7 protein-coding genes are annotated in these 6,327 nt (G+C 63.4%); 1 reads left to right on the top strand and 6 read right to left on the bottom strand.

All coding sequences use genetic code 11. The features are described 5' to 3' along the window. The 3 genes from VIM98_RS12700 to ttcA form a co-directional block, all read right to left on the bottom strand. Window positions 1-445: recombination-associated protein RdgC (locus tag VIM98_RS12700; RefSeq protein WP_331993478.1), on the bottom strand; the 445-nt coding region annotated here is incomplete at its 3' end. 72 nt (window positions 446-517) lie between these two features. Continuing rightward, window positions 518-1,717 (bottom strand): amino acid aminotransferase, encoded by a 1,200-nt coding sequence (locus VIM98_RS12705; protein ID WP_331993479.1) that lies wholly within the window; start codon window positions 1,715-1,717, stop codon window positions 518-520. A gap of 66 nt (window positions 1,718-1,783) precedes the next feature. After that, entirely contained in the window at window positions 1,784-2,647 is an 864-nt protein-coding gene (gene ttcA, locus VIM98_RS12710; RefSeq protein WP_331993480.1) for a tRNA 2-thiocytidine(32) synthetase TtcA, read from the bottom strand. 104 nt (window positions 2,648-2,751) lie between these two features. Here ttcA and VIM98_RS12715 point away from each other — a divergent pair, with 104 nt between their 5' ends. After that, window positions 2,752-2,958, top strand: coding sequence for a YdcH family protein (locus tag VIM98_RS12715; protein ID WP_331993481.1), 207 nt, complete (start codon window positions 2,752-2,754; stop codon window positions 2,956-2,958). Between the two features lie 66 nt (window positions 2,959-3,024). Here VIM98_RS12715 and VIM98_RS12720 read toward each other — a convergent pair whose 3' ends face one another. The 3 genes from VIM98_RS12720 to VIM98_RS12730 form a co-directional block, all read right to left on the bottom strand. After that, on the bottom strand, window positions 3,025-4,017 hold the full coding sequence (locus tag VIM98_RS12720; RefSeq protein WP_331993482.1) for an HlyD family secretion protein: 993 nt from the start codon (window positions 4,015-4,017) through the stop codon (window positions 3,025-3,027). Window positions 4,018-4,027: 10 nt separating this feature from the next. Further along, window positions 4,028-4,228, bottom strand: a complete 201-nt coding sequence (locus tag VIM98_RS12725; RefSeq protein ID WP_331993483.1) for a DUF1656 domain-containing protein — start codon at window positions 4,226-4,228, stop codon at window positions 4,028-4,030. A gap of 11 nt (window positions 4,229-4,239) precedes the next feature. Beyond that, a partial coding sequence (locus VIM98_RS12730) for an FUSC family protein (protein WP_331993484.1) occupies window positions 4,240-6,327 on the bottom strand: 2,088 nt, incomplete at its 5' end.

Below are 6,327 nucleotides of genomic sequence, written 5' to 3' on the forward strand. Positions count from 1 at the left end.
TCTCGGCCGACTTGCGGCTGGAGGTATCGAGCACCAACCAGCCGTTTTTGCGATCCATATAAGCCGACATGCGAGAGCTGCGAACGAAGGCGCGCGGCAGCAGCTCAGTAAGCAAATCATCCTTGATGCGCTTGCGTTCGCGTCCACCGACCTTGCGGCCCTCTTCTTCGGCGATCTTCTGCACCTTGCGCTGCAACTCGTCGTTGACCACCGACGAGGGCAGGAGCTTGTCCTCGCTACCGACGGTAACCAGGGTGCAGGCCTTCACCACATGCGTCATGGCCGCTTCCTCGCCGCGCCCGACCGGCGGCACGAAGCCCTTGGTGCCCATTTCCAGCGGCCCGCAGGGGCGCAGCCGGTGTTCGCCCAGGACCTCCTCGAGGCGCAGAAGATCCTCGGCGACGGCGGGCGAAAAGCGGAACAAGGTGAGGTTGCGGAAGAACATGAAATATCCGTATGGCGACAAAATACCCTGCTCCCGGCCTGGGCCGGGATGCGAGGGAGGATGGGGTGATGGTTAACGGCTGACCGCGGCGACCGCCTCGACCACACGATCGAGGTTGGCGCGGTTGAGCGCAGCCACGCAGATGCGGCCAGTGCCGATCGCATAGATGGCAAACTCTTCGCGCAGGCGATCGACCTGTGCCTTGGACAGGCCCGAATAGGAGAACATGCCAGCCTGGCGCTGGATGAAGCCGTAGTTGTCCAGGCCCTTGGCTGCGAGCTTCTCGACCATGCCGGCGCGCATCTCATGAATACGCTCGCGCATTTCGGCCAGCTCGCTCTCCCAGAGCACCTTCAGCTCGGCGCTGCCGAGCACGCCGGCAACGAGGGCGCCGCCGTGCGTGGCCGGGCTGGAATAGTTGGAGCGGATCGTACGCTTGACCAGCGACTGCACGCGCAACGCTTCGTCGCGATTGGTGCCGACCACGGATAGCGCGCCGACGCGTTCGCCATACAACGAGAACGACTTGGAATACGAGTTGGCCACGACAAACGAATCGATACCCGAGGCCGCGAACAGACGCACCGCGGCGGCGTCGGCATCGGTCCCCTTGTCGAAGCCCTGGTAGGCCATGTCGATGAAGGGCATCAGGTTGCGCTCCTTCACCAGCTCGACCACCTGCTGCCACTGCTCGACAGTAAGGTCCACGCCGGTCGGGTTGTGGCAGCAGGCATGCAGCAGCACCACTGTGCCCGGCTCGAGCTTGCCGATGTCGGCCAGCATGCCGGCGAAATCCAGGCCATGGGTGGTCGGATCGTAGTAAGCGTAGTCGACCACTTCGAAGCCGGCCGCCGCAAACACCACGCGATGGTTTTCCCAGCTCGGGCTGCTGATGGCGACCTTGGCCTTGGGTAAGGCCTTGCGCAGCAGGTCCGCGCCCACACGCAGCGCACCGCTGCCGCCGATGGTCTGCGAGGTGGCGACGCGACCGGCTTCCAGCAGCGGCGAGTCGGCACCGAATACGAGGCGCTGGGTAGCCTGGTCATAAGCGGCCAGACCGTCGATCGGCAGATAACCGCGCGGCTTGGCGTCCCGGGCCAGCTGTTCTTCGACTTCACGCACCGCGCGCAGCAGCGGAATCTTGCCCTGCTCGTCGCAATAAATACCCACGCCCAGATTGACCTTGCCCGGACGCTGGTCGGCCACGAAGGCCTCGGTCATTCCCAGGATCGGATCGCCTGGGGTCATTTCAACGGAAGCAAAAAGAGACACGGCGCTACTCACAGGTGGAAGAACGAACGGAGGAATGGCAAAGGGTAGATAACAAAACGGGGAACCTTACTCGCCGTCGGGTGCGCCGGCCAGCCAGGCATGCGCATCGGCTGGCTCCGCGCCTTCGCGCGCGCCCAGCGAAAGAAAATCGAACAGGTTTCGGTCGGTCAACTGCGACGGAGCGACGTTGCCCAACGCGCGGAAAATCGTTTCGCTACGTCCAGGCTGCTGGCGTTCCCAGTCTTCCAGCATGCGCTTGACCGCCTTGCGCTGCAGGTTCTCCTGCGAACCGCACAGGTTGCACGGGATGATCGGGAACTGGCGGGCCTGTGCATACTCGGCGATATCGCTCTCCTTGCAATAAGCCAGCGGGCGGATGACCACGTGGCGGCCGTCGTCCGATCGCAGCTTGGGCGGCATCGCCTTCAGGCTGCCCTGGTAGAACAGGTTCAGGAAGAAGGTGCCCAGGATGTCATCGCGGTGATGGCCCAACGCGATCTTGGTGATGCCATTGGCCCCCGCCCACTGATACAGCGCGCCGCGCCGCAGGCGCGAACACAGGCTACACATGGTCTTGCCGGCCGGGATCACCCGGGTCACCGTACTGTAGGTGTCCTGCTCGATGACATGGAACGGGATATCCCGCGCTCGCAGGTAGTCCGGCAGCACGTGCTCGGGAAAGCCCGGCTGCTTCTGGTCCAGATTGACCGCGATCAATTCGAAGCGCACCGGCGCCTTGGCCTGGAGCGACAAGAGCACGTCGAGCAAGGTGTAGGAATCCTTGCCCCCGGACAGGCATACCATGACCTTATCGCCGTCCTCGATCATGTTGAAATCGGCGATGGCCTGGCCCACCTGGTGGCGCAGGCGCTTGGCCAGCTTGCCGGCCTCGTAGGCCTGCTTGCGGGAGATTTCTGGCTGGGCGGACATGAAGGGACGGGTAAGGACGAAACCGGCCCCTATTGTAGCCGTCCTCAGGGCCGGCCGGCTGGCGTACACTTGGCGTTCCCGTAGACGTCCCGCCTCAGAAGCTCATGCAGGTTCAAGACCCCGCCCAAATCGCCCACCTCCTGGCGGAGCTGAGGGTGGAGCATCGCGACCTGGACGCGGCGATCGAGCACATGGCCGCGGCCATCGGTCGCGACGAGCTGCAGCTGACGCGGATGAAGAAACGCAAATTGTTGCTCAAGGACGCAATCGCGCGACTGGAGAGCAAGCTGATTCCGGATCTGGACGCTTAAGGGCGCTCTTTTCGAGATTCCCGACGCCACTCTCTAGAAGAAAGAAGAACACTGCCTTTTCCGGTTTCAGCGCTGCTGCACCTCGATACTTGCCGTCATACCCGCCGCCAGCAAGGTGCCTTCCGGCATGCGCTCGGTATCGATGGCGATGCGCACGGGCACGCGCTGAGCCAGGCGCACCCAGTTGAAGGTGGGGTTGACGTTGGCCAGCAAATCGTTGCCGGTGGGATTGTCGGCATCGGTAATGCCACGGGCGACGCCGACGATGCGGCCGTCCAGCAGCACCCCACCGCTCATCAGGCGGATCTTCACCGGATCGCCCACGCGCAGGTGCGGCAGCTTGGTTTCTTCGAAATAGCCATAGATGTAGTAGCTGTGGCTATCGATCAAGGCCAGCCGCGGCGAACCGGTCGCTGCGTAGTCGCCCACGCGGACGTCCAGGTTGGTTACGTAACCATCGACCGGTGCGCGGACCTCCGTGCGCGCCAGATTCAACGTCGCCAGATCCAGCGTGACCTGCGCCTGCTCGACAGCGGCGAGTGCCTGCGCGCGGGCGGCATCGGCCTGATTGCCGCCCGCCTGCGCCTGCTGCCAGCTCGCTCGAGCGGAATTGGCGGTGGAAACTGCATCGGTGCGGTCTTCCAGCGCAATCAGATCGCCCAGCTTCTGGCGCCGGTCGGATTGCTCTTGACGCATCTGGAATTCGGCCTTGCGGGCGGCGGCCGCAGCGAGCGCGGCATTGATATTGGCACCGGCCGCTCGCGCGTTGGCTTCGGCGGCAACGAGATTGGCTTTCGCCTGCGCCACGGCATTGCTGTAGCGTTCCGGATCGATGCGCATCAGCAAATCGCCTTTGCGCACGATCTGGTTGTCGCGCACGGGCACCTCGGTCACCAGCCCGGCGACATCGGGCGCGATCTGAATGACGTCGGCGCGAACGCGTCCGTCGCGCGTCCATGGCGCGTACATGTAGTGCCGCCACAGGGCGTGGCCGAGAAAGGCCGCCGCCACCACTACCGCGGCGGTCATGAGAAAACGAAGGACTGACTGGATCTTCATGACAGTTCTCTCAAGGAAGCAGGAGCAATCCGGCGGCACCGAACAGGCAGACGAACAAAGCCACCCGGAACAGCGGTGGATGCCAGACATAGCGATACAAATCGAAGCGGCCGACGATAAAGTCGATCGACCAGAGCAACACGGCGCAGCCGAGGAAGATCGGCAACAGGCCGGGAATGAGAGCGCCGCCAATGGCGATTTCGCGTGGCATGATCGGCTCCATCAAGTCGTCATATAACGGGCCAGCACGCCCTGATCGTCCCGCAGCGCATTGCGCAGCAGGTGCAATTGAGCAAGCAGCGCGCGGCATCGGCTTTCCGCGGACGAGGGCACCTGCAGGCCGATATCCAACGCGACATCCACACCGTCGGCGGCGGCGTGCCAACGTTTGGCATCGGGGTGCCGATAAAGCTGCGAAACTCGCTCGATCACGCCGCCGACTGCCGCGCGCAAACGCGCCGGCAACTCGACGCGATCGAGTTCGTGCCGAAGCTCGATGACCGCGCGACCGCTTTCGTGCACTGCGAACGCCCATGCGAGCAACTGACGCGACTCGTTTGAACCGGCCACGGTATGTACCGTGATCTGCTGGAACAGGTCGCGGTTGATGCTTTCGAAGCGATACAGCAAACCGTCCAGCGGCTCGCTCGCGGCGAACACCACCTGCCGGCGCAGGCGCTGCAACTGGCGCTGCCGTTGCCACAGGCTGCCGTTAACCGCCGGCACGAACACGAAAGCGATACCGGTCAATGCCAGTCCGGCCAACTGTGCGATCGCATCGTTGAGGAAGTGCACGGGGTCGTACACCATCGGGTTCTTCAACGCGAGGATGTAAACGAAACCCAGCGTATAGCCCACGCCGGTGCCCGGCAACGAGGCCAGAGTCATCAGGTAGGGACCGATCAGCAGCAAAGGTACGGTCGCTGCCACCAGCATCGTAAAACCATCGCTGCCAGGCAGGAACCAGAATGTCGTGATGAAGCAGGCGAGCATGCCCGACGCGAAACCGATCCACGTATACGCTGTCGCGGCCAGCGGACGCGGGGAAGCGGCATAAAGGCCGCTGAAGATGGTCGCCAGCAACATCGCGTTGGCCCCGAATGGCCAGCCGCTGATCAGCCACATGGCGCTGAGCACCGCCATCGTCATGAAGGTGCGCGCGACCGCGACCAGCGCACCGGCATAGTCATTGCCACGGTGAAATGCGGCGTGCTCTACGCTGCCGCGGAAGCGATGCGTGCGCATCGAAGCGTACAGCGCGGCAAACTCGCGCAGTTCCTCGGCGAATCGGCGCAGCAGGATCTGACCCGTATCGAATTCGAGCAACGAGGTCGCATCCTCGAATCGGGTACGCAGTTGCGCTGCCAGCGGCGCCATGCGCGTCACGGAGGCTTCCATGCGCGCCGCCAATACCGCGGGCTCATGGCGTTCGCGCGCCTCTGGAGAAAGCGCCTCGCCAAGCGGACGGTAGAGTTCGATCAGGGCCTCGGCTACCGTACGCCGATCGCGACGCAGCAGTCGATTGATCAGATGATGCAACGACTGGAAACTGGTGGCCGCCGCCATATAACGCTGGTTGAGCAACTGCATGCGACCGCTGCGTGCGCGCGCCTCGGGATCTTCGAAGATCACGCTGGCACGCAGGTCCTCCATTTCCACCGCCGCACGCGCGAAGCGCAAATGTGCTGCCTCCATATCGCCCCGGGCTATCTGCCCAAGGAAAGCTCCGCGGGTGAAGTCGACGAAATGCGCAAAATGCTCGCTCAGTTGACGGCGCAGCACATTGCGCAAACTGCCGGGCAAGACGACATCGCTGACCACGCCCGCGACGATGATGCCGAGCATTACTTCGCTCACACGCATGACAGCCGAATCGAACACACTTGTTGGCGCATTGATGGCCGGTAGTGCCACGATCGCCGCCGTGTAACCGGCCAGCACAAAGCCGTAAGACATGAAGTTCCGGTAGAGCATGGCGCCGCCGGCGCACCATCCCACCCATAGCGAAAGGCTAAGCAGGAACAGTTCGCGTTGCTGGGGAAACAGCCCCATAAGCACCAGACCGAAGACACTGCCGGCCAAGGTGCCCAACGCGCGGTAGAAGCTCTTGGCCAGGACCATACCGCTGTGCGGATGCATTACCAGCACCACGGTGATCATCGAGGTGGCCGGCGCCTCCAACTGGAACAGCATCGCGAGCCAGGCGGCCAGATAGATCGCCAGCAAAGCCTTGAACACGAACACCCACGCTACACGTTCGCTGGCCAGGAATTCCGGCAGCCAGGGCCAACGGCGGCTGGATGCGGCAGG

It is taken from the genome of Dyella sp. (assembly GCF_036568765.1).
GTDB lineage: Bacteria > Pseudomonadota > Gammaproteobacteria > Xanthomonadales > Rhodanobacteraceae > GSA-30.